At 59.3% G+C, this 26407-nt stretch carries 21 protein-coding genes; 6 read left to right on the top strand and 15 right to left on the bottom strand.

The window, feature by feature from the left end; all coding sequences use genetic code 11:
* Positions 1–269: 269 nt before the first annotated feature.
* Positions 270–896: a TetR/AcrR family transcriptional regulator gene (locus AAGW23_RS19030; RefSeq protein WP_125898741.1), complete on the bottom strand. Its 627-nt coding sequence runs from the start codon at positions 894–896 to the stop codon at positions 270–272.
* 117 nt (positions 897–1013) lie between these two features.
* Here AAGW23_RS19030 and AAGW23_RS19025 point away from each other — a divergent pair, with 117 nt between their 5' ends.
* The 5 genes from AAGW23_RS19025 to AAGW23_RS19005 all read left to right on the top strand — a co-directional run bounded on the left by AAGW23_RS19025 (position 1014) and on the right by AAGW23_RS19005 (position 7336).
* Positions 1014–1850: an enoyl-CoA hydratase-related protein gene (locus AAGW23_RS19025; protein ID WP_125898742.1), complete on the top strand. Its 837-nt coding sequence runs from the start codon at positions 1014–1016 to the stop codon at positions 1848–1850.
* Between the two features lie 46 nt (positions 1851–1896).
* Positions 1897–3417: a phytoene desaturase family protein gene (locus AAGW23_RS19020; protein ID WP_008175513.1), complete on the top strand. Its 1521-nt coding sequence runs from the start codon at positions 1897–1899 to the stop codon at positions 3415–3417.
* Positions 3410–4573, top strand: coding sequence for an FAD-binding oxidoreductase (locus AAGW23_RS19015; protein ID WP_008175515.1), 1164 nt, complete (start codon positions 3410–3412; stop codon positions 4571–4573). The genes AAGW23_RS19020 and AAGW23_RS19015 overlap by 8 nt, the downstream gene beginning before the upstream one ends.
* Positions 4574–4643: 70 nt before the next feature.
* On the top strand, positions 4644–6320 hold the full coding sequence (locus AAGW23_RS19010; RefSeq protein WP_125898744.1) for an AMP-binding protein: 1677 nt from the start codon (positions 4644–4646) through the stop codon (positions 6318–6320).
* Positions 6321–6523: 203 nt separating this feature from the next.
* Positions 6524–7336, top strand: coding sequence for a glutathione S-transferase family protein (locus tag AAGW23_RS19005; RefSeq protein ID WP_342407862.1), 813 nt, complete (start codon positions 6524–6526; stop codon positions 7334–7336).
* Positions 7337–7503: 167 nt separating this feature from the next.
* Here AAGW23_RS19005 and AAGW23_RS19000 read toward each other — a convergent pair whose 3' ends face one another.
* The 4 genes from AAGW23_RS19000 to AAGW23_RS18985 are packed head-to-tail and all read right to left on the bottom strand — an operon-like array spanning position 7504 to position 13965.
* Entirely contained in the window at positions 7504–8340 is an 837-nt protein-coding gene (locus AAGW23_RS19000) for a DUF7281 domain-containing protein (RefSeq protein ID WP_342407861.1), read from the bottom strand.
* Positions 8337–9587, bottom strand: a complete 1251-nt coding sequence (locus AAGW23_RS18995) for a hypothetical protein (protein ID WP_342407860.1) — start codon at positions 9585–9587, stop codon at positions 8337–8339. The genes AAGW23_RS19000 and AAGW23_RS18995 overlap by 4 nt, the downstream gene beginning before the upstream one ends.
* Positions 9584–10231: a hypothetical protein gene (locus AAGW23_RS18990; protein WP_342407859.1), complete on the bottom strand. Its 648-nt coding sequence runs from the start codon at positions 10229–10231 to the stop codon at positions 9584–9586. The genes AAGW23_RS18995 and AAGW23_RS18990 overlap by 4 nt, the downstream gene beginning before the upstream one ends.
* Positions 10228–13965: an ATP-binding protein gene (locus tag AAGW23_RS18985; protein ID WP_342407858.1), complete on the bottom strand. Its 3738-nt coding sequence runs from the start codon at positions 13963–13965 to the stop codon at positions 10228–10230. The genes AAGW23_RS18990 and AAGW23_RS18985 overlap by 4 nt, the downstream gene beginning before the upstream one ends.
* A gap of 149 nt (positions 13966–14114) precedes the next feature.
* On the opposite strand from AAGW23_RS18985, the gene AAGW23_RS18980 reads away from it, so the two are divergent.
* The gene (locus AAGW23_RS18980; protein ID WP_342407857.1) at positions 14115–14993 is read left to right on the top strand and encodes a WYL domain-containing protein; all 879 of its coding nucleotides are present in this window, start codon (positions 14115–14117) and stop codon (positions 14991–14993) included.
* Positions 14994–15774: 781 nt separating this feature from the next.
* Here AAGW23_RS18980 and AAGW23_RS18975 read toward each other — a convergent pair.
* The 10 genes from AAGW23_RS18975 to exaC form a co-directional block, all read right to left on the bottom strand.
* Positions 15775–16761 carry a hypothetical protein gene (locus tag AAGW23_RS18975; protein WP_342407856.1) on the bottom strand — a complete coding sequence of 329 codons (987 nt, stop codon included), beginning with the start codon at positions 16759–16761 and terminating at the stop codon, positions 15775–15777.
* A gap of 163 nt (positions 16762–16924) precedes the next feature.
* Complete coding sequence (locus AAGW23_RS18970; RefSeq protein ID WP_342407855.1) at positions 16925–17167, bottom strand: AlpA family transcriptional regulator; 243 nt, start codon at positions 17165–17167, stop codon at positions 16925–16927.
* Between the two features lie 90 nt (positions 17168–17257).
* A complete protein-coding gene (locus AAGW23_RS18965; protein ID WP_342407854.1) occupies positions 17258–17917 on the bottom strand; it encodes a hypothetical protein in 660 nt (219 codons plus the stop codon).
* A gap of 33 nt (positions 17918–17950) precedes the next feature.
* Positions 17951–19201, bottom strand: a complete 1251-nt coding sequence (locus AAGW23_RS18960; protein ID WP_342407853.1) for a tyrosine-type recombinase/integrase — start codon at positions 19199–19201, stop codon at positions 17951–17953.
* Positions 19202–19400: 199 nt separating this feature from the next.
* Positions 19401–19928 carry an inorganic diphosphatase gene (ppa, locus tag AAGW23_RS18955; protein ID WP_342407852.1) on the bottom strand — a complete coding sequence of 176 codons (528 nt, stop codon included), beginning with the start codon at positions 19926–19928 and terminating at the stop codon, positions 19401–19403.
* Between the two features lie 139 nt (positions 19929–20067).
* A complete protein-coding gene (locus tag AAGW23_RS18950) occupies positions 20068–20880 on the bottom strand; it encodes a M90 family metallopeptidase (protein ID WP_342407851.1) in 813 nt (270 codons plus the stop codon).
* A 72-nt stretch (positions 20881–20952) separates the two neighbouring features.
* A complete protein-coding gene (gene eutC, locus AAGW23_RS18945) occupies positions 20953–21768 on the bottom strand; it encodes an ethanolamine ammonia-lyase subunit EutC (protein ID WP_342407850.1) in 816 nt (271 codons plus the stop codon).
* 46 nt (positions 21769–21814) lie between these two features.
* The gene (locus AAGW23_RS18940; RefSeq protein ID WP_342407849.1) at positions 21815–23209 is read right to left on the bottom strand and encodes an ethanolamine ammonia-lyase subunit EutB; all 1395 of its coding nucleotides are present in this window, start codon (positions 23207–23209) and stop codon (positions 21815–21817) included.
* Positions 23210–23223: 14 nt separating this feature from the next.
* Complete coding sequence (gene eat / locus AAGW23_RS18935; protein ID WP_342407848.1) at positions 23224–24672, bottom strand: ethanolamine permease; 1449 nt, start codon at positions 24670–24672, stop codon at positions 23224–23226.
* Positions 24673–24844: 172 nt separating this feature from the next.
* Positions 24845–26365: an acetaldehyde dehydrogenase ExaC gene (gene exaC / locus AAGW23_RS18930; RefSeq protein WP_342407847.1), complete on the bottom strand. Its 1521-nt coding sequence runs from the start codon at positions 26363–26365 to the stop codon at positions 24845–24847.
* Positions 26366–26407 lie beyond the last annotated feature (42 nt).

The following is a 26407-nucleotide window of genomic DNA, read 5'->3' as shown; positions in this document are numbered from 1 at the left end:
GTTCGCCTCCACGCCCGCTGACAAAGCAATTTTGCCAACGGCATGGGGAGGTCGCTACTTTTTCAACAGAATCGGCCAAAAGCGGCCGTTCGCAACCGGCCGATTTCGACCCAAAGCCAGTTGGCGTCAATAGGAGTCCTCCAAGAGGAGTCGCTCGCATGTGCCATACAACTTTAGGGGCGATTGCCTGACTGGATTGCAGGCGCAACTGTTATGAGAAAAAACGAGGCCGGGGATGTCTACCGGAGCGGGGGTAGTCCACACGCCTATCAATCTTGTCCGGCTCTAGCCTTGAACAGGTGCTCGAAGCCCAGCAGCGTACTGTCCACGAAGCGCTCATCGGTGGTTGTTGCTGGGAACTGCAGAACTCCATGGATGACTAGGGAAGCCAGGCCATGGGTATAAGACCAGCTCGCAAGCGCAGATCGGCGCACCTCCACGCTGTCCATTCCCTGTCCGAGTACCTCGGCAATGATGCGCCGGAGTTCACCGAAGGCTTCATCGCGTGCCTCATGAAACTCTAGGGGCATTTCGCCGCTGGCCAGTTCCGGGCCGAACATCAGCTGGTATAGCGCCGGGTTGCGGCGGGCAAAGCTGAAATAGGCCAGGCTGGCGTCGCGCAGCTTTCGTATCCCGTCGTCGTACTCACCCTCGACTCGCAAGACCTTGGCCAGCTCGCGGAAGCCCTGTGCCGCCAACTGGCCAATCAGCTCGGCCCGGTTGGCGTAGTGGTGGTAGGCGGCTGTCGAGCTCACGCCGACACGCTCGGATACGGCGCGCAGGGAGAGCTTAGTCGGCCCTACCTCTTCGAGCATTTCCCGTGCCGCGCTGAGCAATTGAGGCGCAAGGTTGCCTACGTGGTAGGTGTCGCGGGCTCGTTGGAGTGTCTTGCTCATGTGTGGGCCTTAATTGCGAGAGCTTGAGGGCGCTTCGATCTTATCACTCGAAAATATCTTGACGGCGATAAGATTCAGATCTTAGCATCGCTAACATAACGTGCCTGAGGTGTAACCATGGCTTCAACCTACGAATGTTTTGATGTCTCTGTCGAAGATGGCATCGCCCACTTGCAGCTCAATCGCCCCGACAAGGCCAATAGCCTGACACGGGCCTTCTGGAGTGAGCTGCCGGAGGCGGTCGGCGAGCTGAGTCGTTCGGGCAAGGTGCGGGCGATGGTCATATCGGCGCAGGGCAAGGTCTTCTGCGGCGGCCTGGATATGCAGATGTTTTCTACCGCCAAGGAGTTCCATGCGACCTGCCCCGAAGAGCGCGAGGTCCTGCAAGCCAACCTGGAGCGGATGCAGGATGCATTGAATGCTCTGGAGCGTGCGCGCTTTCCAGTGATTGCCGCAATACAGGGCGCCTGTCTCGGTGGCGGCTTTGATCTGGTTTCTGCCTGTGACCTGTGCTTTGCATCCGAGTCCGCCAAGTTCCGCATCGAGGAAACCAACGTCGGCATGATGGCCGATCTGGGAGTATTGCAGCGCCTGCAGCGTCTGATTCCTGCAGGCGTGGCGCGCTATCTGGCACTGACCGGCGACACCCTGGATGCTGCCGAGGCGTATCGGTTGGGGTTGCTGGCCAAGATTTTCCCGACCAACGAGGCCCTGCTCGAAGGTGCTTTCGCCGCCGCCAGACGCATTGCCGAGCGCCCGCCCGTGGCCATAAACGGTATCAAGCGCGCCATGCTCTACAGCCGCGACCATGGGGTCTACGAGTCCCTGCAACACACGGTGCTGCTGCAAAGCGCCATCCTGAGTGGGCAGGACATCCTGCGTTCGGTCGGTGCGCGGGCGACCGGAGTTTCGCCGCAGTTCGCCGATCTGATTGAACTACAGCGCACTTTTTAGGGCGTTTTTTTAACCAAATCTTATCAATGATAAGTTTGAGGTAATCATGAAGCACTATGACGCCGTGGTGATCGGCGCCGGCAATGCCGGGCTGACCGCAGCAACCGCGCTGCAGCGTGGCGGCAGCCGCACTCTGCTGCTGGAGCGACACAATATTCCGGGCGGCTGCGCGACCTCCTTCGTGCGCGGCGACTTCGAGTTCGAGGTAGCGCTGCATCAGCTCAGTGGCCTGGGCACCAAGGACAAGCCTTTCGTCATGCGCCAGTTATTCGACAAGCTGGGTGTGCTGGACAAGGTCGAGTTCGTCCAGGAGCACGATCTGTATCGCCTGGTGGTACCCGGCGAGCTGGACGTCACCCTGCCGGCCAGTTGGACCGGGCTGCGCAACTTGCTGCAGGGGATGTTCCCGGCCGAAAGCGAGGCCATCGAGCGTTTTCTGCTGGTCTGCGAGAAGGTGTCGCTGGAAGGTTTCATGACCCTGCCGAAGGCGCGCAAGGCCAACAGCGATGCGGCTCTCCAGTCGCTGTGCCCGTATTACGTGCAGTACGGTTTCCGTTCGGCCCGCGACGTGCTCGACGAGTTCTTCAGCGACGCGAAGCTGAAGAACGTACTGGCGACCTACTGGCTCTACCTTGGAGTGCCACCGAGCATGCTGCCGTTTCCAGACCTGGCGGTGATGCTCTATGCCTACGCGGTGTTCAAGCCCTGGCACATCAAGGGCGGCTCCCAGGCCATGTCGACGGCTCTGGTGGAGTCGTTCCTTGAGGCCGGCGGCGAGGTGCGTTTCAACTGCGGCGTGGAGAAGATCCTGACCGAGGACGGCCGGGTATGCGCTGTGCGCCTGGAGGGTGGCGAGCGAGTGTCCTGTGATGCGGTGGTGTCCAATGCCAGCCCGCTGATCACCTTCAACGAACTGCTGGATCTGGAGCGTCCGCCACTGGCGATTCAGCAGGATTTCAAATCCCGGCGCATGGGTACCTCGGCCTTCGTGATCTACCTCGGCCTGGACTGCACGCCGCAGGAACTGGGCGTGACCGCGGCCTCCAGTTTCATCTACGAGACGCTGGACGAGGAGCAGATCCATGACCGCATGGGCACGCTGCAGACCCCGCTGGGCGGGATGCTCACTTGCTACAACTTCGAAGATCCAAGCGCCGCGCCACCCGGCAAGAGCCAGGTGATGCTGGTCTGCCTGCAGTACGGCGACGTGTGGAAGTCGGTGGCACCCGAGGACTACGCCCGTACCAAGTATGACTTCGCCGAGAAGCTCATCGCTCTGATCGAGAAGGTCTACCCCAAGGTGCGCCAATACATCGAGGAGGTCGAGGTAGCCACACCGCTGACCATGATGCGCTACCTCAACACCCCCGGCGGCGCCATCTACGGCTTCCAGCAGAGCGCCCAGGACTCGGCCCTGCTGCGCGAGCGCCTGGACGGCGTGCCGGGCCTTTACATCGCCGGCTCATGGACGTCCATGGGCGGCTTCCAGCCGACCTACATGGCGGGCGAGTCCACGGCCAGAGCGGTGCTCAAACAGTTGAAAGTCAAAGAGGTGGAACATGTCTGAGCAGAACCTGCTGAACTCCATCGCCGGCTTCCGCGAGGCGTGGCAAGCCAAGGAAGCGCTGGAACGCAGCGGCACCGACTTCCACGAGATCAAGGGCGAGGTCGCCAGCACTGTTGTGCAGCTGCACCCGAAACGGCTGGAACTGGAGGTCGCCGAGGTGATCGACGAGACAGCCAGCACCCGGACCCTACGCCTGGTCGCAACGGATCACAGCCTGTTGCCCCCCTTCCAGGCCGGGCAGTACATCAACCTGTTCGTCGAGATCGATGGGGTGGCGACCGCTCGGCCCTACGCCATTTCGTCCTCGCCATCGCAGCGGGTGTACTACGACCTGACCGTGAAGCGGGCCCAGGGTGGTTTCGTCTCCAACTACCTGCTCGACCGGGTGGCGGCAGGGCAACGCTTCCTAAGTTCCGGGCCGATGGGCACCTTCCACCACAACCCGCTGTACCACGGCGACGATCTGGTGTTCCTCGCCGGCGGATCGGGTGGCGCCCCCGCGCGCAGCATCCTGCTGGACATCCTCGACCGTGGCCTGTCGCATCGCTTTCACCTCGTCTACGTGAACAGCTACATCGACGACGTGATCTTCGACGATGAATTCCGCGAGCTGGCCAACCGTCACGAGAACTTCACCCTGAGCGAGGTTATCTCCCGCCCGCCCACCGGCTACTGGGGTTACACGGGGCGTCTGACGGAAGAGCTGTTGCAGCGTCTGCTCGGCGACATCGGTAACAAGATGTTCTACATCTGCGGCCCGACCCCGTTCAACGACAACTGCGTCGAACTGCTCACTAGGTTGGGTGTCAAGCGTCGGCGCATCCGCGTCGAGGCCAACGGCGCACCCAAGGCGCCGAACGAGCAGACGGGATGGCCAGAAGGCGTCTCGCTGGACGACGAGGTCACCGTGACGGTACGTGGCCGCGGCAGCTTCCGCAGCCGTGTCGGCGAACCATTGCTCAATGCTCTGGAACGCAACGGCTACGGCACCGAGAACGCCTGCCGCTCCGGCGAATGCAGCCTGTGCCGGGTCAAGCTGGTTTCCGGTGCTGTGTTCAATCCGCAGGAGGCTCATCTGCGCAAGTCCGACCGCGATTTCGGCTGGATCTATTCCTGCGTCGCGTTCCCCACGGGGGATATCGAGATCCAGCTCTAGCCTCCAGTTCCGTCTGCCCATACCGGGCGGCGCGAACAACGCCCGAGAACAAGAACAAGGAAAACCGAAGATGAGCATGTCCAAACCGTGGCAGCAGAGCTATCCACCCAGCCTGCGCGACTACCGGATAGATCCCCAAGCATTGCGCGGCAGCGTCGCCGATTTCGCCCGTCATGGCGCCGAGCACTTCGCCGACGCGCCGGCTTTCACCATCGTGCTGCCCACAGGGCTACACGCCGACATCACCTTTAGCGAGGTCGACGCACTGTCGGATGCCTTCGCCGCCTACCTGCTGAAGGAGCAGGGGCTGAAAAGCGGCGACGTGGTGGCGATCCAGCTGCCCAACAGCTTGCACTACCCCATTGCCGTACTGGGCACCTGGAAGGCGGGGCTGATCGTCACCAACGTCAACCCGCTGTACACCGCGCGCGAGTTGGAAGCGCAGCTGACCGACAGCGGCGCCAAGCTGCTGGTCGCCTGCGATCTGTTCGTCGGTCGCGCCGAGGCGGTGATTGCCGAGAAGGGTGTGCGCCTGGTGACCACCAGCCTGGGAGACTTCTTCCCGCCAGCCGTCGGCGCCGCGATCCAGCAGAAGCTGGCCGCCGAAAGCGGCGGCGACCTGACCCCACGCATCGCCCACCAGCGCTTCAGCGAAGCCCTGACCATCGGCCAAGGACAGCTACCGGTACAAGCCGAACCCCATCCCGTGGCGCTCTACCAGTACACCGGCGGCACCACCGGGCGCAGCAAGGGTGCCGTGCTGAGCCATGCTAACCTCCTCGCCGTGCTGCGCATGGCCGAGGACTACATCAGTGCCCATGACGTATACATCGAGCCCGGCGAAGCGATCGTCACCGTGCCGCCGCTCTACCACATCTTCGCCTTCAACTTTAACTTCCTGCTGTTCTTCCGCCGCGGTGGGCGCAACCTGCTGGTGCCCAATCCTCGCCCGCTGTCCAACGTGTTCCCGGCGTTCGACAAGTTCCCGGTGCGTTGGATGACCGGCGTGGATACGCTCTATGCCGGCCTGCTGGCAGAACCCTGGCTGCAGGCCAATCCACCCAAGCTCAAGCTGGCCGTTTCCGGTGGCACGTCGTTGCGGCCGAGCACCGCCGAGCGCTGGCAGGCGGCGGTTGGCCAGATCCTGGAGGGCTATGGGCTGACGGAAACCAGCTGCTTCGTGTCATTCAACCCGCCGGGACCAACATCCCGTCCGGGAACTGTTGGCCTACCCATGCCCGGGAGCCAGGTGCGCATAGCGGACTCTGCGGGACGCGAGCTCGCGATGGGAACGCCTGGCGAACTGCTGGTACGTGGCCCGCATATCGTCGAACGCTACCTGAACCGCCCGGACGAGACCGCCGAGGCCTTCGCCGATGGCTGGTTCCGTACCGGCGACATCGCGGTGATGGACGAACAGGGCTACATCCGCATCGTCGACCGCAAGAAGGACATGATCCTGGTCTCGGGCTTCAACGTGTATCCCAACGAGGTGGAAGACGTCATCGCCGAGCACCCGGACGTGAGCGAGGTGGCGGTGATCGGTGTGGCGGACGAGATCACCGGCGAGGCAATACGCGCCTTTGTCGCGTTGCGGCGGCCCGGCCTGGATGGCGAGGCAATCATCCGCCACTGCCGTGAGCGGCTGACCGCCTACAAGGTACCGAAGCAGATCGTCTTCCGCGAGCAACTGCCCAAGTCGCCCATCGGCAAGATCCTCCGTGCAGAGCTGCGCGCGGGGCGCTGAGCTCGCAATCCGGTTTAGGCCACATGCACCCGAGCGTGAAATGGCCGGCGGGATGTCCCACTCCATCCCGTTCTTTTTACTCAGGGCAGGGTGCCTGGCGCCCTGGTCCGCACGAGCCGCACCATGATCGAAATCCTGTCCAAGATCACCCTGGGGCCGGTACTGCGGACGAATGTTTAATCAGCAGATCAGGAGTCAGTTCCATGTTTTCAGAGGATGTTGAAGGCGCAAGTGGACAGCGGGTTCTCTATGGATTCTGGCTTTCACCTTTCATGGCGCTGGTTGCGCAAATGCTGAAAGAGGCTGGCCTTGAGTTTCAGTATCAGCGCGTGTCTCCCTTCATAGGTGAGACGCTCTCGGCCGAGCATCAGGTCCGTAACGCGCTGGGGAAGATTCCGTCGCTCACGGATGTAAACGGTGTGTGTGTCTCGGAGAGACAAGCGATTTGTCGTTATCTGGCCAGAACCTACCCGGAGGCGGCCAAGTTCTATCCGTGTCACGACGTACAACGCTGTGCCGAGATCGACACGCTGAACGACTACATCACGTTTTCGCTGAGCGGGCCTTTCTTCAACTGGTTCTTCGTCGGGGGATACTTTCCCAAGGCATTGGGGTTCCAAACCGAGCGCGAGTCTGGGGTTTTCAGTGCCTGGTCGGTATTGATGATCAAAAGTGCATTGGCGCGCCTTGTGGGGCGCTCCCGTCTGCAGCCCTTCCTGCTGGGTCCGGAGCCTTACCTTCCGGACTTTCATCTGTTTCATGTGTTGGAGCTCAGCCGAACCTTCTCCGAACTGTTCGAGATTCCTTTCATGAACTTGGTGGAGGGTAACAAGGACCTGAGCAGGTTTTACCAAGCCATGGCTGAGCGTCCCGTGACGCAGGCCATTCTGGCAATGCAAACCCATGAGTTTCCCGTTTCCCGGCGTGAGCTGCTGGAGGAGTTCGGTACGACTTACGCGCAGTTGCTGAAACCCGCCAGGGGGGCACTGAGTGCCATGTTTGGGCATGAGGTCTGAGCCTGGCGGGGTGTTAGGCCGGAGATGTCTACCGGAGCGGGGGTAGCCCATCGCCCTGATCTTGTAGAAGTTTAATGGCTGCTTCTGGCCGGAAGCGGCCCGTTGTCCTTCATCGCAGTCGGCCAACAATCACCCGTCATAAATGCATGGATATGACTCAGAACGGTTCATACGTAGCACAGCAGCGGGCACGAGAGCGCCGCCATCGATTCTTGGGAAAATCCAGCTCGGTAATGATGAATGATCTTCACCAATGGATTGTCGGTTGCAAGGAGTCCAGGCATGAGGTGAGCTTGTTTCTCATAATCCTGCGGCTTACTAACACCTGCATCGTGCATTGCCCTGAATCCTTCCGGGCTCGGCGCAAGGGTGCCCTTTGATAGGATCTCCTTGTTGGCGTTTACCAGGCCTTGTGGATCCGCATCAGGGAAGTAGTAAACCTCGGACACACGCTTAGCCAGATCCGCAACAGCCCCTACGGAAAACTGAGGCGACCCTCGGAACACGAAAGGAGCGTCAATCAGGTCCTCCGGAAGCGCATAGCGCGACGCATGGAGCATGGCCTGCAGGTTCTCAACGATGATAATCCGGCGCTGCCCGGCAACCAGTCCAGAAGGCACCGTCAACATGCATCCAGGCACCAGTGGCTGGATAGAGTCTCCCAGCAATATCTTCCCGGACGGGGCCGAGACCAGGACGAGATCCTTGGCGACACGCTCACCGGACAGTTTTTCATTGCGTATGTATGCAGCCAGTTCAGCACGACAACCCTGAACCTTGCTACCCGCTACATGAGGGTCCCAGCCGGCATGCCGCCCAGCGAGGCTGCGTAGTGCCTTCCTGTCCTCAGCGTCAAGCAGGAGTTTGCGACCACTGACCCTGCCGACCCCATGGGCTTGATGGATTTGCAGCCAGATGTCGCCTAAGGAGACCTCAGTTAAGGCCATGCGAACTGCGCGGCTGATCATCTCAACGACTCGCTTGCTTTGCAGCAACGATGTCATGACCGCTCCCCTTTCTTCCTTAGGCGCAGCACCAAGTCGACTACTACCTGATTGCCGAAGCCATGATGCGACTGCCCCAGCACCGGCGACAACACGAAACGCGGAATCGTCCCGACTCGGGCGGCATCCGCCATCAACGTCAGGTAGTAGGCATCCAACGCATAGAGCCAGATGGCACTGCGGAAACCGCCGTCGGCGACGTTTGTCCAGTAAGCCAGCGCGCTCTGGGGCGACAGATCACGCTTTAGCGCTGCAAGCATGCGGTGGAAATGCGGCTCAACAAATGGCGCCGGAGCATCCTCGACCTCCGGAGCCGCAGGAACCACCTTCACGGCTTCGCGACTTACCAGCGGGTCGAGCAGAATCTTTCTGACTTTCGGCAAAGGCATTGCCTGAATCAGGGCCAACATTTCCTGTATGCCTTTTTCATCCTCGACAGGCGGGAGAAGGTAGGCGCTATTGGTCAGTCGCATAGCACGAACCCAGCTAGCCGCATCGGCACGCTCCAGGATCCCATCCATATCAGGACGATTTCCATCCTGCAGCCAAGAGAATACGCCCTGCGCCACCAGGCGATAATGGTTGCGCCGTCGCATGGTGGTGCCCAACTGGTTCAGTCGGTCGATCAGATCACGTATCCCAGTTTTGCAACGGTCCATCGACTCATACAGGCTACTGAGCAGCAGACGACGTAGAGACCGGTCACCGCGGCACCAATGACTTAGCTTGTCACGATCGAAGGCCAGGAGCTTCTCAGATAGGCGCCCGAGGCGCTTTACCGCGCTATCGATATCCCTCAGCCGTTCTTTGAACCGTGATGAGTACCCGTGACGAGCCTCGATAAAATCAGTCGCTGCCCGGTGCTCATCACGCAAATGGGTGACGACCTGACGAACTGAAAGCCGCACCTGCTGAAGCTCTCGATCCAGCTCAGAAGGCGCCCCCTCCTTGGCCGAGTGGAATCGCTCACAGCCATTTTCAATACGGATCAACAATTCCTGCAGGTCGGGCGCTGACAGCTCAAAGCGCTGCGCGCCAATACGGGACCCTAGGTCAAGCAGCATGGAGGAGGGATGGAGGCACCCATCGCAGTCATCGATAAGTCGCTGACTGACCAACCAAGACAGCCCGGCAGTCATTTTTTCTGGCTTTGGTACGCCCTCTTCGTCAGCCTGGCAAATGTCCTCGATGATGTCCGCATTAGCTGCCAGATGAGCACCGAACTCCCGCCAGTTCTCCGCCTTCACAGAAGCTCTCCCGTGACCTGGCTCACAGCAGGCTCATACTCTTCTGCAGGCAGCAATTTCTGGCTGTCGGCGATCCATGAAACTACTTGGTAGAAGTAGCCCATCTTGCCGGTGGCCACATAATTGCTGGACTCAGCACCCTTGCGAACAAGATAGCCAGCCTCCACCATTCCTTTGAATACGACAGTCAGTTTTTCCTTGTTAGCCTCGACGGCCTTTACCCGAGAAAAAAGCGGGTAAACACAGAAATCACGAAGCTGTTCACGAGCGACGTTGGACTGATCTACATGCATCAGCAACTCACCAAAGGAGACTTCCTCCCCAGGTGAAAGGCAAGCGTCCACTTTCTCAGTTCGGCTGTAGAGATGGATGAAATGCAGAACAGGCATAATCTGATCGCGAACGCGCTTCAGCTCTTCCATCGCTTCATGCCGATCGCCAGCGTCGGTGAGGTCGACATAGCGGGCGAAAAACGCGGTGACGTCTTCGCCCTCGCCCAGATGCCCCAGCGCCCGTCCAAGCGGCCGAAGTGCGGCATCAATAGCAGAGGCAAACTCAGGCTGCCGAAGCTGCTCGTAAACATCGCGGTTGGAGTAAGGGCAGATGAACTGCCCGTCGATGAGTCCTTCGAGAACTTTTCTCATGCGGGCACCCCATCTTCCGCGGGAAGGCCGGCATTCAGATCATCCAGAGCGAAGGGATCAGCGCCACGGTACTCTTTCAGATACACCCCGCCCGAACGTCGCCGGTCAAGGGCGTAAAGATTCTTAAAATGACGCATCAGCTCTGGCGCTCCGCCTGGGAACCCCAGCATCAGCTTGACGTTGCGCGAGTTGAAATTGCCCACCAGAGTCGCAGCGTTGTTGACCTCCAGCTCCAGCGCCTCATCCACAGGCACGATCAGCTCGAAGTCAGCGTCCCGACGAATCATTTCGAACAGTGCCAGATAGATCATCCCGACTACGATCTTTAGTTGACCAGTACTCAAACCATCGCCCAGGTCTGTCGTGTTACGAGCGACGCGTGGCTGACCATTCACCTGCCAGGACAGGCTGACCTCGAAGCACTCGTCAATCTGTGCACCCCGCCACTGCTTATCAACCATAGCCGAGTGAAGCATACGCAAGGCGTGATCAAGCCCATCGGGCGGGAACGCGTCGTTGCCCATAGCTTCCCATCGGGCCGATTGAAGCTCAATCGCTCGAATGTGCTCCCAGATCGGCAGGTCATTGATCTTCAAATCTTTGATCTTCGAGACCACATGGAGGTGGAAATTGGTGAACTCTGGGAAGCGGCCGAGTACCTCAGAGACCTTCAGCGTCGCACGCCGGCCAACGTCCTGAATTATGCGGTCGACTTCTGCAAGGATTTTGCCGCCTTCGACAAGTTGGTTGCACAGCATGCGGATATAGGTGACCAGCTTGCTCCGCTGAACATCGTGGCCATCATCGATATACATCTGCAGTTCCGGCGCGGCGTAAAACCAAACCCGCTCACCCGAGCTGTCGGCATGCCTGGCGCGCATGATGATTTCGTGCACAACACCGGCCTCGGGGGTGGCCCGATGCGCAAAATTAAAGGGAGCCTCAATATCACGGAGAAGGCCGCGCCCCTCCTGCTTGATCTGGTGAGCGTCCCGGATTATTCGCCCGACTTCCGACTCGATATCCGCTGGAGAAAGCTTTTCAAGGCTCTCAGTGCCGGAGGAGACCGCAGCAACTGAGCTAAGATGATCCAGAACCGAGCGCAGCGCGCTGGCCTGATCGAAGAGCACGCTGTTGCGGGCGGCAAGCTCAGCTTGCTGCGCCTTATAGGCCTTCTGTCGAGCCTCATCTGCCGCACGCATCGCCTGCAGCTCACGCTCAATGCGAGTGACTCCCTGTTCTGCCTCTGCATAGGCGGCCTCACGGGCAGCCATGGTAGGCCAGGCGGTTTCAAGCCATGCTTTGTATTCTTGAATGCGAGGCAACAGCTCAACCAGGTCTCTGACCGCCTGCTCGAGACCGCTCACCGTGGTTTCCAATCGGTGAACCGCGCCAGCATCGATGCCGGCGCCCTGCAGTGCGGAGAACCTGTCGGCCTCAATGCGCTTGATCTCTTCCTTATGATCCCGTTCAAGGTCAGTTAGGGCAGCAGCAAGAGCCTCTTCAACGGAGCTTCGCTGGGCCGCAATGTCCTGTCTGGCCTGATCTGCAATGCTCTTCAGCTCAACCTTATGGCGACCAAAAGCGGTTTTCAGCTCATCGATCTCGACTACTTTTTTCGACAGCGCAACTGAAGCCTTGTCGGCCGCCTCCTCAGCCTTGGCGCGAGCCATGGCAAGCATCTCTGCTCCCTCATCTCGAAGCGACTCCAGGCGCTGCTTTCTGGCGGCAATATCAGCCTCAAGGCTTGCCGCACGCGCGTAAAACGGGACTCGCTCCTCACGCCGTTCATTGCGGCGTACCTGAGCAGATGCCGAACGACGACTAAGGGCCGCCTCGGCCTCATTGCATTCTTCGATGCGCAGATTCAGCAGCGCAACCTGAGACTCCAGCTCTTCGAGGTTGAGCAACTCAACAGTTTCAAGGCGCTCAAGGTCGATCCGCAGGCCAAAGACCCCGTCATATTGTGCCGCAACAACCGGCGATAGATCCTCACGTAGCAAGAGCCGGGGATCTATGACGCGTCCCACTGTGTTTTCCCAGTCAGGCATGCTGCTGCGAAGAAACGAGAGCAGCGTGTCATCAGCTGCACTTAAACGGGCTGAGAGCAACGTAACCTGCGTCCGCAGATCATCACGACCCCGAACAAGCCCTGACATTTCCAAGGCAAGCTCCTGCTGCTCCTCAATAACGGCAGCAAGATCAGCATCAAGCCTGGCGAGGTCCTGTCGGGTTTGCTCCTGCAACTCATAGAGCTGAGCCAGAGCTGACTGCTCGGCATCAATCTGCTCCGCCATATCCGGCAGATGCTTCTGCCTCAGCAGGAAGGCCATCTCTGCCGCAGCAGAAGCGTCCATCGCAGCCAGGCTGCTTCGGGTGTGCTCATGCTGAGCGAGATCATCCGTGAATGCCTTGTGAGCCTGCCCAAGCGCCTCTTCCGAGGCCTCGTTGTGCGCGCGGAGCTGCGCATCAAGTTCAGAGAGGCGGGCCTGCGCTTCGCTGTGGCGGTATTCACGTCGAGATGACAGCGAATCAGTGGCGGCTCGTTCCATGGCCAAAAACCGCGACACGATGTCTGCGCTTTTATTGGTCATCAGCGCCAGCTGCTCTCGCTTAGCGGCCAGATCCTCCTGCATCGAAGGAAGCCTATCGATCTCAGCAAGCAATGCCGGCATGCCGGCTTTGTCATACCTGCTCTTCTGATCTTCCAGCGTTTCCAGTAGCCTCAGTTGCTCAGCGGAAGCTGCCCGGGCGTCGCCCAATCGACAGTCAACCTGCCGCTGCTCTTCACGAGAATTATCTTGCGCAGATTGCTCCTCTTTGCGCTGCGTTTCTATGGCATCCGTGACAGCCTCCTGCTCCTTCTTGACAGAAAGCTGCCGCGACACGGCGACCGTCTTAAGGCGTCCAAGCTGCAGATCGCAAGCCATCAGCCGGCTGCGCAAAGCCGCCAGACTGAGAATCTTGGGTTTTATTTCCCTGTCCATGACCAGGTAGCTCGCCCGGTTGCTGATCGCACTCATGAAGGACTGGACGTCGATGCCTGAAAGGTCGATCTCGCTGCGCATGGTTTCCTGCCGGATAATTTCTCCGACAGCAGACTCCATGGAGTCAAAGGTCCCCTTGGATTCCAGAAGCGAGAACATGAGGCTATCGATGCCGGCAAAGTTGCGCCTCAACGGTGCCAGGGAATACATGCGTCTGAAGAGATTGATCATCTTTTTCACAGCCGCATCCGTGACTCCGTCCATGTCTGCAGATCCAGTGTTGTACTGAATGATCTTGCTGTAATGGCTCCAACTCAGTTCCGGCGTGCAATCGACCCCCATGCCCTGGATACGACTACTGACCTTCCCAGGCATTACCAGCTCGCCTGAGTCCTGATCCACATAGAGCAGCTCAGGCTTCCAACCTGATGCTGCCAACTTGTAGGCGTAACCATTCGATGACCGATGCAGGATGGCCAGCCGGAGCGCTCCCTCGTGGTTCTCGTACTCGAACACGATGTAGCTCGATACATGAGGCAGGTAGTGATCCGCGAAGCTGGTGGTATTGGTGCCCTTGCGAACCATCCGACCTGCAGGCGCGCCGTAGAACAGTGGGATCAGCTTCAGAAAGGTCGACTTGCCGATGCCGTTGGTGCCCGTCAGGCATGTGTTGTCGTCGGTTTTCACCTCGACAATCTCTCCTCGGCAAAGCGAGTCAATCAGGATGATCCGGAGAAGTTTGGCCACAGGGCCTCCGCAGGCTGATAGGTGGACAAGTGTCAGCGCGGACGCGATAGTCGACACAAGGAAAGAGACCATCGAATCATTATGATTCTGACATCGAACCAAAAAGATATAAGATCGCATCAGGCAGTGGCAAGCTGAGGTTATATACAGTGTCCAACACATCCCCCATCGAAGGCATACAACAGAAGCAACGAGACAGACTGGCGTTCATCGAGCAACAGGCCTGGTTCTGCGGCGCGGTTTCTCGGCGGGATGTTGTCAGTCGCTTCGATATCCAGACGGCGGCAGCAACCAGGGATCTGTCGCTATACCGAGAGCTGGCACCCGAGAACCTGTTGCTTGACCAGCGAGAGAAGGTGTACCGCCCGAGTGAAGGCTTTAACCCTATCTTTACTTACTCGGTTTCCCGCATCACAACATGGCTGAGTCAGGGGTTCGGAGACGAGGAGCATTTGAGCTGGTCGACAGGAATCCCATGCACCGTTAGCGAATCCCTGTCACAACCCAAAATTGACATCTTGGCGGCTGTCTGCCGCGCGATTAGGCAGCAGCGCGCAATCGAGATCGCGTATGAGTCACTGGCTCGATGCAGCACCAGAGTTATCGCGCCGTTCGGCCTGCATAGCGATGGCAGACGATGGCACGCGAGGGCATACGATCGCGAGAGCTGTGAATTCAGGGATTTTGTGATCACCCGAGTGGTATCGGTAAAGGATGCTGGTTCGGCTCGCGAAGCTGAATGTGCCGATGAGGATGACCACTGGTCTCGACGCGTCGTACTTGAACTGGTCCCTCACCCGGGGCTTGAACGCAAAGAGCCAGTGCTATGCGACTACCCCTTCGACAAAGACGGCATCATGCTCGTAAGGGTTCGCGCCGCCGTCGCTGGCTACGCTCTTAGACAATGGGGCGTTGACTGCTCGCTCGATCATTCTGGATCAGCTCGGGAGTACCAACTCTGGCTGCGAAATCGGGAGGCATTGTACGGAGTACCTAATTTGAAGCTTGCGCCCAGGTACGATCCTTAAGCCATGCGTGCAAAATGCTGGTGCTGGTTCGCTCGATCGAATCTGGCGAGCCAGACTTGCGAATGCCGGGAATGGCTGGATGCACTAGGCGCCGAAGAATAGGCTTTGCGATGGATTCCAGGGTGGATTGAATTTGATCTTCAGCCTGGCATACGAGAGGTCCGAGGCTTAGCTGGCCGTGCCGGTGGCAACAAGTAGTGGATATTTAGGTTGCAGATGAAAGCATCCTGGACCAGGCGCCGGGCCTCCTGGCTTGATACGCCGGCTATCGCCACGAAAAAGACAGGAGCGGATCGGGATTGCTAGTGGTTGCTGCTGGCTGCATGTAAGGATATTTTCCTAGCGTCGTTGGCAGGCAGGCCTCAATGGAGTTTCACATGAGATCCTTCCATGTAAACCTTACTTGTCCGGATCGTTAACATGAGATGAACATCTGTTAACTTATATTTCCGCCTAGCATTGTGTAAGGAGAGTTTTGAGGCTGATTGGCACGAAGGATCGACTGGGTTGGGGAAGTAAATATGGTTCTAAGACTTTGACGTTTCGCAACTCAGTACATGTCCGGACAGGGAAATTCTATTCAATGTCCGGTTCTGAAAAATGCCTGATTCCACGTTAAGCTCACGAGCCAGAGGCCTTCCGACTCCGTGAGCAAGCGCAAGCAGACTTGTAGCTAGCAGAACCATTAGACGATGACCTGTTTCTTTTGAAAGTGCCGGCATCCTTGCCGAGGTTCCCGGCCATGCTCTCTTTTAGAGTCCACGAGCGGTGCGTTGTCCCATTAGTTGTTCGACCAGACACCGACGCCGGGAAGCTCGCTATATCGCTCTGTAAGCGCGATAGAGCGCTGAGTGCTGCCAATGTCGAGCTTGTTCAAGATCTCTTCGTCAGCGCGCTCTACGGGGCTTACAAATGCTTCGATATAACTTCTTTCAGATGCGCTTCGGAATATGCTGACTAACTCTTGCATGATTTGATCCGGATTGGTTGCTGCAAGCTGTTTGATATCTCTCGCCTGCTTGCGGCGTAACCTTCTTGTCTCACTCCTGTGCTCAGCATGATGGCGGATCAGTAGGCACAACTCCGGGCATTGCTTGGAGAGCACCAACTGGCGGAGCGAGTCATCTAACTCTGCCTGCAACAACTCCGGAACGGGTAGCTCTCTGATCCAGCGCATGGTCTCGTTATACAGCTGCTCGCCAGCCCTACTAGCGGCTTTCGTAGCGAATACAGCTTTATCGACTTGATTTGGTTTAAGGAGCGTCTTGCAGCAATAGGAGCCCCAGGTGCCGGGTTCACAGATGGGCTTGATGAACACCGCTTGGTTACCGGCAACCTCCACGTAGTCAGAGGAAAACAGTCTCAACAATGCTGCTTCAAGTACGGCTATTTGATCTGTGGACATCCGGATGGCTGCATGGAAGTGCAATCCAGGGTTACATCCCTGTCGATATTCAGCGTCCTCAAGAACAATTGCTAGCTCGGGAGCGATACTCATCAACCCACGAAGTTTTCGACCTATGTAGTCAGCAGGACCTCTGGAGGCTTCTGAGGCACGCTTCGCTGCTCTTGGGCCGACGTTACAAGTGACGGCTAGCCCATTTCCAAGGCTTCCAACGGCAGCCATGATGAATACCTGTCTCAGGTCTTCCGGAAGAGATCTCCATCTTGGAAGCTTCAAGGTTTGGAAGATTTTTTTCGCTCTGACCTCGTTGTTCAGTATTTCTGTCCTCAGTTCCTGATACTGCTCTTGGTCTTCTACAGTCATAGAATCACTAAGTAGATACTTAGTCTTAACTACGTAGGCTTGGGTGCTGAGGTAGAGATCGATCAGGCGGCCCACCGTTGATGGGCCTTTGCGGTGTCTTCGCGATCTGTTGTAACTGGGTGAGTGGTACAATGTGTCCATTGGTTCGATAAGCCTGGTCGCGTCAATGAAGCGCGGATTGTGCTGCTGTGATGCGCTCTTTTTGCCACTGTTCGATTGATAACGAATCCCACGCTACTGCTCGGGCTCCGAGTTTGATCGACGATGGAAACTCACCAGTCTTCATCAGGTTGTAGATGTGTGAACGCTTGAATCCGGTGAGTTGTTCAACTTGAGGAAGACGAAGGAAGCGACGCGAGTAACTAAATGCTGACTGAGAAGGGGGGGTGGGCTGAAGTCTGGGCATGACGAGGATCCTTAGCGCGTGATGCGCTTGTTGAGGTCCTGTCAATTTGATCCGGTCGGTAACCCTATGTCAGTTCAATTGGATTTATTTTTAATCCAGACGGATTTTCGGGCCAGCTCCTGTCGGGCGGGCTGGGACATTCTTGCGCGCTTCATTAGCTGCCGCAAACAGAGTGCGCAGGCTTGTCTCCCCCAGTCCTTGGATATGAGGGAACTCTTCCTCCACCGCCTTCGCAATGTCTGTCTGTGTGTGCAGGCGTGCACCTGCTCTCAGCAACTCCAACAGTTTTGAGATTACGATCAAATGAGTGGCGGGTGGTGGAGCCATTACGGGTACCGACAGGTCTGCAGCAGACGGCGTGGACAGGAGCTGGACCAGCTCGGATCGCTTGAACAATATGCGGAGCTTGTCTTTCTGGGTCGTATATTCCCAGTCCACATTGCGCAGTTTCAATGCCTGTGGGTCCGGCGCGTCGAATACGTCACCATGCATATGCAGCGTCACGCTATTCGATCCGTAGAAGAGATCTTCTGGATTACTGACCGCATACGTACCGAGACCGTATACCTCGGTCTGGTCGTCTGAGATGATCCCTTGAACCATTCGAAGGCGGACGTAAACGACAAATAATTTCAGCTCTGTGCAATAGCTGACTAAGTCAGCAATGGTAAGCCCAGCTTCTAGTGTTTGGAGGAGCTTCAGTGCTTGGTCTGTTGAAAGCCACTCGGGCTGAGGTAGGCCGCGAATCATCAGCGAGTCTCGCTTCATTTCAGATATGACGGGTCAAGTGCGCGTGTCTTCAGAGGCACGATCAGTGCCCTTTGGCGTGCGGCGTGGGGTTGTACAAAAGTCTGCCCATTCAGCCATGAGCGCTCTGCGCTTCTCAAGAAGATTTGAGCGGGAATAGGCCGCTTCAGTTTGGTCTCTTTCATCGTGGGCCAGCGCAAGCTCGCATACCTCTCGGGGGTAATGAGTGCACTCATTTGCCCAGTCACGAAATGTCGATCGAAAACCGTGGCGGGTGATGTCCGTATGTCCCAGCTTGTGCAGCAGAGCTCTGACTGCGTTTGCATGCATCACGCCACTTTTCCCCTGACCAGGAAAAACATATGTCGTATCACCCCGAGTCATGCCTTTGAGCATTGCAACCGTCTGAGCCGAGAGTGGAATGACGAAGGGCTTCCGCATCTTCATGCGTTCGGCGGGAAGAGCCCACAAGGCATTTTCCAGATCGAACTCGCTCCATTGAGCAAACCGAACCATATGGGATCTGGCGCCAGTCAGGACGAGTAGCCGAGCAGCTACGGCTTCTCGCGAGGGGTGTTGTGCAAGCTGCTCCATCAATCCAGGTAAGTCTTCCCAGCGCATCGCTTGAAAGTGCTGCCGCTGCCTAGCTTTTTTCTTTTCCGCCTTGCTTAGGAGGTTGTCGAGGTGGCCACGCCATCGTGCTGGGTTATCTCCGTCACGTAGGCGCCGAGCCTTTGCTGCGTCCAATACTTGTTCAATCTGCCCCCTGACTTCATCAGCAGTGCGGGTCTTTGCAGACCAGATTGGTCGTAGAACCTTGAGAACGTGCTCGGTTTCGATGGCGCTCGCCGACAGCTTGCCGATGATGGGAAACGCGTACAGCTCTAGCTTACGAAGCCAGCCCTTACGCCATTTCTCAGACCAGGTTCCGCCATGTGCCAACTGATAGTCGCGTGAAAGAGTCTCGAAGTCAGTGCTGCGAGCAGCAGCTTGGCGTTCGGCTTCGCGCTTGGCTTCTCTTGCAGCGTCTCGGGTAGCCAGAGGGTCATTGCCGCACGCAAGCAGTTTGCGCTGATCTGAGGCCTGTTGACGCGCTTCACTGAGGGTTATCGCAGGATATGGGCCAAGTCCCATCTCGCGGCTACGGCCATCCACCTTGTAGCGGAAAATCCAACTGGCGGTGCCACTTTTGGAAATTTGGAAATACAGACCGTCTCCATCATTAGTCTTGCCTGAAGACGCCTGCTTAGCCAAAGAATCCAATTTTTTGCTAGTTAGTTTTCCCACAGCCTACACCTGCCAGACTTGCGCTTTGACCCACACTTTGACCCACACCTTGTCGGTGGAAACTTCTGGTCGTTAGTGGACATTGGTGGGGCGATAATACGCTGGACGTGCCGTGGTTCCTAGGTCTTGTGGCGGTCATTGGTTTTGTCTGGACAATAAAAAAGCCGGCTTGTGGCCGGCTTTTCTTCAGTGCTTCGGCTTACTTCTGATAAGCCTCGGCAGCTTTGATGATGGCGGCGCGGGCGGCGTCGGCGCCTTCCCAGCCTTCGACCTTGACCCACTTGCCCTTCTCGAGATCCTTGTAGTTCTCGAAGAAGTGCTTGATCTGCTCGATCAGCAGCGGCGGCAGGTCGGTGTATTCCTTGATGTCTTTGTAGAGCTGAGTCAGCTTGTCGTGCGGGACGGCGATCAGCTTGGCGTCGCCGCCGGCTTCGTCGGTCATGTTCAGCACGCCGACCGGACGGCAGCGGATGACGGAGCCCGGAGCCACCGGATAAGGGGTTACGACCAGCACGTCGAGCGGGTCGCCGTCGTCGGCCAGGGTGTGCGGGATGAAACCGTAGTTGGCCGGGTAGAACATCGGCGTGGCCATGAAGCGGTCGACGAACAGGCAGTCGGTGTCGTGATCGATTTCGTATTTGATCGGCGCGTGGTTGGCCGGGATTTCGATGGCGACGTAGATGTCGTTTGGCAGGTCTTTGCCGGCCGGGACTTTGCTGTAGCTCATGAACATGGCTCCGTGGTCGGCCAAGGCGGCCTGGGGCGAAAAAAGTGGGCGCGATTATAGGCCCAGTGTCGGGCGTTTTGCCATGCCAGCATTGGTGAAGCTCGCGGGTCAGGCAATGCGCGCATTCGACGGCTTCAAGTCAATGAGGTTCCGCGTACTGCGGATGGCTGGTTTGCAGCTGCTGCAGGCGTATCAGCGGGTCCTGTCGATAGAAGGCGGCGAGCTGCCGGTAAACCTCGGGATAGGCCTCGTGCAGCACGTCCGGGGCGCTGAAGAAGTATTCGCTGGTGACGGCAAAAAACTCGGCCGGGTTCTCCGCCGCGTAGGGATCAATGGCGGTGTGGGCATGGGGATGGGCATCCAACCGGGCGTTGAGGGCGTCGTACGCCTTTTGCATGGCGTGGGCCCAATCCTCGATACGCATGTTGCGGTGCAAGGGCGGCAGGCCGTTGGCGTCGCCGTTGAGCATGTCGAGTTTGTGGGCGAGCTCGTGGATCACCAGGTTATAGCCTTCCCAGGCGCCGCTTTGCCGGACACCCGGCAGGGCGAGAATCACCGGGCCCTGCAACCAGGCTTCGCCGCTGTGCTCGCCGTCCCACTCGTGCATCACGCCAGTGGAATCGCGGTGCTTTTGCGGGCTGTGGAAATCGTCGGGATAGATCACGATTTCATGAAAGCCCTGATACCAGTCCAGATCCGCCAGGTGCAGCAAGGGCAACTCGGCCTGAACGGCCAGGCGCAGACGATCATCAAGTTCAAGCTCGACGCCGGGCAGGGCGGTCAATCGTTTGGCATGCAGGAACAGCAGGCTGCGCTCACGCAGGCGGTCGGTTTCCTCGAGGCTCAGGCCATCGAGAATCGGCAGACTGTCGAGCACGCGTTGCCAGAGCGCCGGTTCGATGGCGAGACGGGCGAGGATGCGCTTGCGGCGCCAGTCGCGGAACGACCACATGGAGGAGCTTCCAAGCGAGAGGGCGTCAACCTTAAAGCGGCGCGATAGCGGCCGGCAAGCGCAGGCGTGCGTTTAGCCAAGCAGGAAATTTCCGGGTTTGGGCGAGGCGTCGTCGAGGCTGAGGATTTCCGCTTCGTCTTTGAGATTCACGCCGGAAAGTTGTCGTCGGCAGGCTTCGCGCATCAAATGTATCAGGCGGTGGGCGGCGAGGTTGTAGCTCAAGCCTTCGAGACGGATGTTGGAGATGCAGTTGCGGTCGGCATCGGTACGGCCGACTTTCGGCGCGTAGGTGAAATACAGCCCGAGGCTGTCCGGTGAACTCAGGCCCGGGCGTTCGCCGAGCAGCATGACCACCATTTTCGCTTCCAGCCGTTCGCCCACCTCGTCACCCAGCGCGACCCGGCTCTGCTGCACCAGGCAGATCGGCGCAAGGCTCCAGCCGTCTTTCTCGATCTGCTCCTCGATGCGCTGCAGCAGGGGCAAGGCGTGGCGTTGCACGGCGAGTGCCGATAGCCCGTCGGCGATGACGATGGCCAGGTCGTAGCCCGCCTCATGTTGCCGCGCGTGGTCGTCTACCCGCTCGGCCGATGCGTCGCTCAATCGCCGTCCCAGATCGGGCCGTTGCAGGTAGGTGTCGCGGTCCGGTGCGGCGCTGTGCAATTGCAGGACGCGATGGCCGCGTTGTTCCAGTTGCATGGCCAGAGCTTCGGTGTCCAGGGTGAGGTGCACGGCGTCGCGCGCCTGGGCATGGGCAAACTGGAAGTCCAGTTGGGCCTCGGTGGGCAGGCTGGCGCCGGCTCGACCCAGCGCGATCCGTGCCGGGGTGTGTTGGCGCAGGTGAGCCCAGGGGTTGGTGATCGCGGTGGGTGCGGGAGGTTGACGGCTCATGCAGCACTCCTTGGGGCAGGTCTACCCGTACGCGTGATGTGGGGCTTCATGCCATGCGCTCCAGGGCCTGGCGGAAGGCTGGTGGGAGCTGGCTGCCCATCTGCAAACGGCCGCCGTCCTGACGCAGGATCTCCATCTTCGCCAGCCACGCCTCGAACTCCGGCGCCGGGTGCAGGCCGAGGCTCTGGCGCAGGTAGAGCGCATCATGGAAGGAGGTGGTCTGGTAGTTGAGCATCACATCGTCGGAGCCTGGAATGCCCATGATGAAGTTGATGCCGGCGGTGCCGAGCAGGGTCAACAGCACGTCCATGTCGTCCTGATCGGCTTCGGCGTGGTTGGTGTAGCAGATGTCGCAGCCCATGGGCACACCAAGCAGCTTGGCGCAGAAGTGGTCTTCCAGGCCGGCGCGGATGATCTGCTTGCCGTTGTAGAGGTATTCCGGGCCGATGAAACCGACCACGGTGTTCACCAGCAGCGGTTTGAATTTACGGGCCACGGCATAAGCGCGCGCTTCGCAGGTTTGTTGGTCGACGCCGTGATGAGCATTGGCCGACAAGGCGCTGCCCTGACCGGTCTCGAAGTACATCAGGTTGTCGCCCAGCGTGCCGCGCTTCTGTGACAGACCTGCTTCGTAGCCTTCCTGCAGCAACGCGAGGTTGATGCCGAAACTGCTGTTCGCCGCTTCGGTACCGGCGATGGACTGGAACACCAGGTCCAGCGGCGCGCCGCGGTTGATCGCCTCGATGGAGGTGGTGACATGGGTGAGGATGCAGCCTTGGGTCGGAATCTCGTAACGGCTGATGACCGCGTCGAGCATCTTCAGCAGCTCGCAGATGCAGCTGGTGCTGTCGGTGGCCGGGTTGATGCCAATGACCGCATCACCATTGCCGTAGAGCAGACCGTCGACGATGCTCGCGGCGATGCCGGCGGCTTCGTCGGTGGGATGATTGGGCTGCAGGCGGGTGGACATGCGGCCGCGCAGGCCGATGGTGTTGCGAAAGCGGGTCACCACGCGGACTTTCTGTGCGACGAGGATCAGGTCCTGCACCCGCATGATTTTCGATACCGCGGCGACCATCTCCGGCGTCAGCCCCGGCGCGAGGGCTTTCAGCGCCGCCTCGTCAGCGGCGTCCCCGAGCAGCCAATTACGGAAGTCGCCGACGGTCAGGTGACTGACCGGCGCGAAGGCGTCGGCGGCGTGGCTGTCTATGATCAGACGCGTGACTTCATCCGTTTCGTACGGGATGAGCGCTTCTTCGAGAAAGCGCTTGAGCGGGATTTGCGCCAGGCACATCTGGGCAGCGACGCGCTCAGCATCGCTGCCCGCCGCAACTTCAGCGAGAAAATCCCCGGAGCGCGCCGGACTGGCCTTGGCCATGACGTCGCGCAGGCTGTCGAAGCGCCACTGGGTGCCGCCTACGCTGTGGGTGTATTGCGCCATGGCCTTTCTCCTCGCTAGTTCAACGACGCCTCGGCCTTCTCGATCGCCGCGAATTCCTCCTCCGGCGTGCCGGCGACCAGATGGTGCCGGCTGTAGAAGGCGAAATAGGCGATGAAGATGCCGTAGATGACCGCCGCGGCGATGACCACCCGTGGGTCGACCAGGAATCCGGCGACCACCGCGAGGCAGGCCAGCACCAGCGCCACGCCGGACGTCAGCACGCCGCCGGGTGTCTTGTAGGGGCGGTGCAGGTCGGGCCGGCGCATGCGCAGGACGATGTGCGAAGCCATCATCAGCACATAGGAGATGGTCGCGCCGAATACCGCGACGAGAATCAGCAGGTCGCCCTGGCCGGTCAGCGAGAGCAGGAAACCGATGAAGCCCGGTATCACCAAAGCCATGACCGGCGCCTTGTTCTTGTTGGTCAGCGACAGTTTGCGTGGCAGGTAGCCGGCCCGTGACAACGCGAAGATCTGCCGCGAGTAGGCGTAGATGATCGAGAAGAAACTGGCGATCAGCCCGGCCAGGCCGACCAGATTGACGAAGCCGCTCATCCAGGTCGACGAGCCATAGGCGGTGGTCAGCGCTTCCACCAGCGGGTTGCCGGATTCGATCAGGGTGCTGGAGCCCGCACCGCCGGGGCCGACCAGCAGGATCAGCCCGGCGAAGGCGACCAGAATCAGCATGGCGCCGATCAATCCGCGTGGCATGTCGCGCTGGGGGTTCTTGGTTTCCTCGGCGGCCAGCGGTACGCCTTCGACCGCTAGGAAGAACCAGATCGCGTAGGGAATCGCCGCCCAGATACCGACGTAGCCGTAGGGCAGAAAGCTGCTGGCGCCAGCGGCCGTGGTCGGGGCGATGTCCAGCAGCTTGTCGACGGAGAAGTGCGGCACCATCGCGACAATGAACACCCCAAGAGCCAGCGCGGCGATGGCCGTGATGATGAACATCAGCTTCAGCGCCTCGCCGACGCCAAAGATGTGGATGCCGATAAAGATGATGTAGAAGGCCAGGTAGATCGCCCAGCCGCCGATGCCGAACAGCGACTCGCAGTAGGCGCCGATGAATACGGCGATGGCCGCCGGCGCGATGGCGTATTCGATAAGGATTGCCGTGCCGGTGAGAAAGCCGCCCAGCGGGCCGAATGCGCTACGGGCAAAGCCATAGCCACCGCCTGCGGTGGGGATCATCGAGGACAGCTCGGCCAGCGAAAAGCACATGCACAGGTACATGGTCGCCATCAGCAGCGTGGCGATGAACAGTCCGCCCCAGCCGCCTTGGGCGAGCCCGAAGTTCCAGCCAGCGTAATCACCGGAGATCACGTAGGCGACGCCCAGCCCAACCAGCAGCACCCAACCGGCGGCGCCTTTCTTGAGCTCGCGTTCCTGAAAGTAGGTACTGCCAACTGCTTCGAAATCGGTGGCGTGGGTCGCGGGTGTCGCACTGCTGTGTTCGAGAGCCATGGAGGAGCATCCTTTGATGGGGTCGGTAACGGCAGAATGGTTAAAGCAAGCGCTGTGCCTGTGCAGTTTGTGGGGCGTTCAGGAGCCTCCTGAGTGAAAAGTCAGCCACGGACGCACCAGCCCGACGCCTTGTGGCGCGGGCGGGCACTCTTTCTGGGCTAGCGGTTATGGCCTAGAAGAACCCTAGCGGGTTGATGTCGTAGCTGATCAGCAGGTTCTTGGTCTGCTGGTAGCTGTCGAGGATCATCTTGTGGGTTTCGCGACCGACGCCGGACTTCTTGTAGCCGCCAAACGCCGCATGCGCGGGGTAGAGGTGGTAGCAATTGGTCCAGACGCGACCGGCCTTGATCGCCCGGCCCATGCGGTAGGCGCGGTTGATGTCGCGGGTCCAGACGCCCGCGCCGAGGCCGTATTCAGTGTCGTTGGCGATGGCCAGCGCCTCGGCCTCGTCCTTGAAGGTGGTAACCCCGATCACCGGGCCGAAGATTTCCTCCTGGAAGACGCGCATCTTGTTGGTGCCCTTGAGCAGCGTTGGCTGGATGTAGTAGCCGGTGGCGAGAGAGCCTTCCAGCTTTTCAGCCGCTCCACCGGTGAGCACCTCGGCGCCTTCCTGTTTGGCGATGTCCAGGTAGGACATGATCTTGTCGAACTGCTGCTGACTGGCCTGGGCACCGACCATGGTGTCGGTGTCCAGCGGGTCGCCGCGCTTGATCTGCGCGACCTTCTTCATCACCGCTTCCATGAACGGCCCGTAGATCGACTCTTGCACCAGCGCCCGCGACGGGCAGGTGCAGACTTCGCCCTGGTTGAAAAAGCCCAGCACCAGACCCTCCGCGGCTTTCTCGATGAAAGTCGGCTCGGCTTGCATGATGTCTTCGAAATAAATGTTCGGGCTCTTTCCGCCCAGCTCGACGGTGCTCGGAATGATGGCTTCGGCGGCGCGTTTCATGATGTGCGAGCCGACCGGCGTCGAGCCGGTGAAGGCGATCTTGGCGATACGTTTGCTGCTCGCCAGGGCTTCGCCAGCCTCACGGCCGTAACCCTGCACGACGTTGAGCACGCCCGGTGGCAGCAGATCACCGATGACTTCCATCAGCACGGCGATGCCCAGCGGTGTTTGCTCGGCCGGCTTCAACACCACGCAGTTGCCCGCGGCCAGCGCCGGGGCGAGCTTCCAGGCGGCCATCAGAATCGGGAAGTTCCAGGGGATGATCTGCCCGACCACGCCCAACGGCTCATGAAAATGATAGGCGGCGGTGTGCTCGTCGATCTCGGCGGCGGTGCCCTCCTGGGCGCGGATGCAACCGGCGAAGTAGCGGAAGTGGTCAGCGGCGAGCGGAATGTCCGCGTTCAGGGTTTCACGCACCGCCTTACCGTTGTCCCAGGTCTCGGTGATGGCGAGCATCTCGAGGTTTTGCTCAATGCGGTCGGCGATCTGCAGCAGGATCAGCGAACGTGCCTGCACGCTGGTCTTGCCCCAGGCCTCGGCGGCGGCGTGGGCGGCGTCCAGCGCTTTTTCGATGTCGGCGGCGTCGGAGCGCGGAAACTCGGCGATAGGTTGGCCGTTAACCGGGGACAGGTTGGTGAAGTACTGACCGTTGGCCGGCTCGACGAACTCGCCGTTGATGAAGTTGCCGTAACGGGACTTGAAGGAAACGACAGCGCCTTCGCTGCCGGGATGGGCGTAACGCATGGTGAGTCTCCGGGGCTTGTAATTGTGTTGGGACTGCTGTCA

The sequence above is a fragment of the Stutzerimonas chloritidismutans genome (assembly GCF_038562055.1).
Lineage (GTDB): Bacteria > Pseudomonadota > Gammaproteobacteria > Pseudomonadales > Pseudomonadaceae > Stutzerimonas > Stutzerimonas chloritidismutans_A.
This window is presented reverse-complemented; position numbering and strand designations above follow the sequence as displayed.

Bases quoted from the DNA above. Each gene is read 5' to 3' on its own strand.
- AAGW23_RS19030 (WP_125898741.1), bottom strand. From the start codon at position 896: ATGAGCAAGACACTCCAACGAGCCCGCGACACCTACCACGTAGGCAAC.
- AAGW23_RS19025 (WP_125898742.1), top strand. From the start codon at position 1,014: ATGGCTTCAACCTACGAATGTTTTGATGTCTCTGTCGAAGATGGCATC.
- AAGW23_RS19020 (WP_008175513.1), top strand. From the start codon at position 1,897: ATGAAGCACTATGACGCCGTGGTGATCGGCGCCGGCAATGCCGGGCTG.
- AAGW23_RS19015 (WP_008175515.1), top strand. From the start codon at position 3,410: ATGTCTGAGCAGAACCTGCTGAACTCCATCGCCGGCTTCCGCGAGGCG.
- AAGW23_RS19010 (WP_125898744.1), top strand. From the start codon at position 4,644: ATGAGCATGTCCAAACCGTGGCAGCAGAGCTATCCACCCAGCCTGCGC.
- AAGW23_RS19005 (WP_342407862.1), top strand. From the start codon at position 6,524: ATGTTTTCAGAGGATGTTGAAGGCGCAAGTGGACAGCGGGTTCTCTAT.
- AAGW23_RS19000 (WP_342407861.1), bottom strand. From the start codon at position 8,340: ATGACATCGTTGCTGCAAAGCAAGCGAGTCGTTGAGATGATCAGCCGC.
- AAGW23_RS18990 (WP_342407859.1), bottom strand. From the start codon at position 10,231: ATGAGAAAAGTTCTCGAAGGACTCATCGACGGGCAGTTCATCTGCCCT.
- AAGW23_RS18975 (WP_342407856.1), bottom strand. From the start codon at position 16,761: ATGACTGTAGAAGACCAAGAGCAGTATCAGGAACTGAGGACAGAAATA.
- AAGW23_RS18970 (WP_342407855.1), bottom strand. From the start codon at position 17,167: ATGCCCAGACTTCAGCCCACCCCCCCTTCTCAGTCAGCATTTAGTTAC.
- AAGW23_RS18965 (WP_342407854.1), bottom strand. From the start codon at position 17,917: ATGATTCGCGGCCTACCTCAGCCCGAGTGGCTTTCAACAGACCAAGCA.
- ppa (WP_342407852.1), bottom strand. From the start codon at position 19,928: ATGAGCTACAGCAAAGTCCCGGCCGGCAAAGACCTGCCAAACGACATC.
- AAGW23_RS18950 (WP_342407851.1), bottom strand. From the start codon at position 20,880: ATGTGGTCGTTCCGCGACTGGCGCCGCAAGCGCATCCTCGCCCGTCTC.
- eutC (WP_342407850.1), bottom strand. From the start codon at position 21,768: ATGAGCCGTCAACCTCCCGCACCCACCGCGATCACCAACCCCTGGGCT.
- AAGW23_RS18940 (WP_342407849.1), bottom strand. From the start codon at position 23,209: ATGGCGCAATACACCCACAGCGTAGGCGGCACCCAGTGGCGCTTCGAC.
- eat (WP_342407848.1), bottom strand. From the start codon at position 24,672: ATGGCTCTCGAACACAGCAGTGCGACACCCGCGACCCACGCCACCGAT.
- exaC (WP_342407847.1), bottom strand. From the start codon at position 26,365: ATGCGTTACGCCCATCCCGGCAGCGAAGGCGCTGTCGTTTCCTTCAAG.